Genomic DNA, 2,544 nt, shown 5'->3' with positions numbered 1-2,544 from the left:
GGTGTTTTTTAAACGTTCGTATAAAAAACACTTTTTTAGCCTTGTATGTAAAACGGGGAAAAAGAATGAAAAGAAGGAATATTACTCTGAAATCAAATAAGACATGAGACTCTGAAAATGAAAGGATTAACTTCCATGTCCTTGAAATACAAAAATATTTTTTATCAAACATTTTGCCAGTATAAAAATCACTCTTATCTTTGTGTACATCAAACGAACGTTTAAAAAACATCCGTTTGTATTCAATTCATTCGTTTTCAGATAGATACGGTATATGTAGTAACATTCCGGTTTGAAAGATAAAACTGTCTCTTTCAAACCGCGAAGCGTACCCGTTCCTGAGGTCCTCATTCCCAAAGCACTTCCTCAAGTGATTGAAAGTCAAAGATATTGGTTTGCCGCCCGTACACGTGACAAGCAAGAATTCGCTGTCCGCAGGATTCTGGAAAGCCTGAAAGCGGAAGAAGGTATGGATATTGAATTCTATCTTCCCACAAGGACTGTGGTCACCCAACTGAAGTACCGCAGGAAGAGAAGTGAGGTCCCTGTCGTCCGGAACTTGATATTTGTCCGTGCCACCAAAAAGACAGCCTGCGACATACCCAATGTCTACGGGGTCCCCCTTTTCTATATGCGCGACCTTTCCACCCGTTCCCTTCTGGTCGTCCCCGAGAAGCAGATGGAGGACTTCATGTTCGTCATGGACCTGAGTCCCGATGGTATCAGCTTCGACAACGTAGCATTGTCTGCGGGCCATAAGGTCAGGGTCGTCAAGGGCGACTTCTGCGGTATTGAGGGGGAAACCACCACCCGTTCCAACAAGACTTACGTGGTCATCCGTATCAAGGATATCCTGACCGCTACCATCAAAGTGCCCAGGTCCTATCTGAAAATAATAGAGTAACATTTTAATCTTATCATATTCACATTCAATGAATAATCTACTTTCCCGTACTCATGAGCTCCAGCGGCTGGCCCATGAGCTGATGTATCTTGGCATGGATGGCTCCCCCGTCTATTCGGACGACTTTTGCCGTTTGAATAAGGAAGTCCTCGTCCGTTGCGACTCCCTTTTCCCGGAAAAAGGTTCTGACATTATCGAAGAGGCCGACCTGTGCCTGGCCCTCCTGATGGGTTATAATGCCACGATCTACGACTATGGCGACAAGGAGGAGAAGAAGCAGGCTGTCCTGGATCGTATCTGCAATATCCTGGCCCCCCTTGCCCCTTCCTTGCTGAAAGTACGCCTGCTGTCTTACTGCTACGGCGAGGTTTACGAGGAGTCCATGCTCCTGGAAGCCCGTTCAATCATAGGGAGCTGGCAGGGAAGCCCCCTTACCCCCGCACAGAGGGAGATCATTGAAGAGCTGCAGAATATCGAGGATAACCAATATCCTTTTGAAATACTCGAAGACTGAACCATTAACCTTTAAACCCCAAGTTCCGTTGTTCATACTGTATCTTATACTTGCCTTTGTCATATCGGTATTCATCGCCCGCATGCTTATCCCGCGCATCCTGCTCATCTCGATGCGCAAGAAGCTTTTCGACATCCCGGATTCCCGCAAGGTCCACAACAAGGCCATCCCCCGGCTGGGCGGCGTCTCTTTCTTCCCCACGGTGCTGTTCACCTTCTGCTTTATCTACGCGGTAAGGCTGCTGGAGGGCGACGGGGTGGCTTCCGTATATGCCGGCCACCTGCTTCCCGAACTGTTGCTCTTTGCCTGCGGGATGACTTTGCTCTACCTTACCGGCATCGCCGACGACCTGGTGGGCGTGCGTTATCGCCAGAAACTGGCCATACAGGTTATCTGCGCCTCCTTCTTCCCGCTTTCCGGCTTGTGGCTCAACAATCTATACGGCCTGTTCGGCATCCATGCGTTGGACCCCTGCATCGGCATGCCGTTCACCGTCCTCTCCATAGTTTTCATCACCAATGCCATCAACCTGATAGACGGCATTGACGGGCTTGCCTCCGGCTTGAGCAGCGTTTCCCTGCTCATCTTCACTTTTCTCTTCATCGACAAGGGCCTGTGGAGCTATGCCATGCTTTCCGTCGCCACTTTCGGTGTCCTTGTCCCGTTCTTCTATTACAACGTGTTCGGCAGCGCCGAGCGTTCCCGGAAGATTTTCATGGGGGACACCGGCAGCCTTACCTTGGGTTATACGCTGAGTTTCCTTGCCATCAAATACAGCCAGGTCAATCCGGATGTCACCTCTTATACCGAAGGCGCTTTTGTCATAGCCTTCAGTACCTTGATCATTCCCGCCTTCGATGTTGTCCGGGTAGTCATGGTACGTGCACGCGAAGGCAGGAACCCTTTTGAACCGGACAAGAACCACATCCACCATAAACTCCTTGCCATCGGGCTGTCCCCGCGGAAGGCCATGCTCGCACTGCTGTGCATGTCCTGCGCGTTCAGTGCGGTCAACATCCTGTTGATGCCCTATGTCAATAACACGGTGATGCTGGTTGCGGACATAATGGTATGGGTAGGACTGAACTTGTGGTGGGATTATATAAGGGACAAACACAAGAAAAAG

3 protein-coding genes are annotated in these 2,544 nt (G+C 49.6%); all 3 read left to right on the top strand.

Features of this window, described 5'->3' with window-relative positions; all coding sequences use genetic code 11:
* The first annotated feature begins 370 nt into the window (after positions 1–370).
* Entirely contained in the window at positions 371–904 is a 534-nt protein-coding gene (locus DXC10_RS16165) for a UpxY family transcription antiterminator (protein ID WP_117738469.1), read from the top strand.
* Positions 905–932: 28 nt separating this feature from the next.
* A complete protein-coding gene (locus DXC10_RS16160; RefSeq protein ID WP_117738467.1) occupies positions 933–1,418 on the top strand; it encodes a UpxZ family transcription anti-terminator antagonist in 486 nt (161 codons plus the stop codon).
* A 28-nt stretch (positions 1,419–1,446) separates the two neighbouring features.
* On the top strand, positions 1,447–2,544 hold a 1,098-nt coding region (locus DXC10_RS16155; protein ID WP_101542752.1), incomplete at its 3' end, for an MraY family glycosyltransferase.

Source organism: Bacteroides sp. OM08-11, from assembly GCF_003438665.1.
GTDB classification, from domain to species: Bacteria; Bacteroidota; Bacteroidia; order Bacteroidales; family Bacteroidaceae; genus Bacteroides; species Bacteroides cutis.
Note: the sequence above shows the minus strand (reverse complement) of the source record. Positions and strands in the feature narration are given on the sequence as shown.

Coding starts and splice junctions, on each gene's coding strand:
- DXC10_RS16160 (WP_117738467.1), top strand. CDS start 933: ATGAATAATCTACTTTCCCGTACTCATGAGCTCCAGCGGCTGGCCCAT.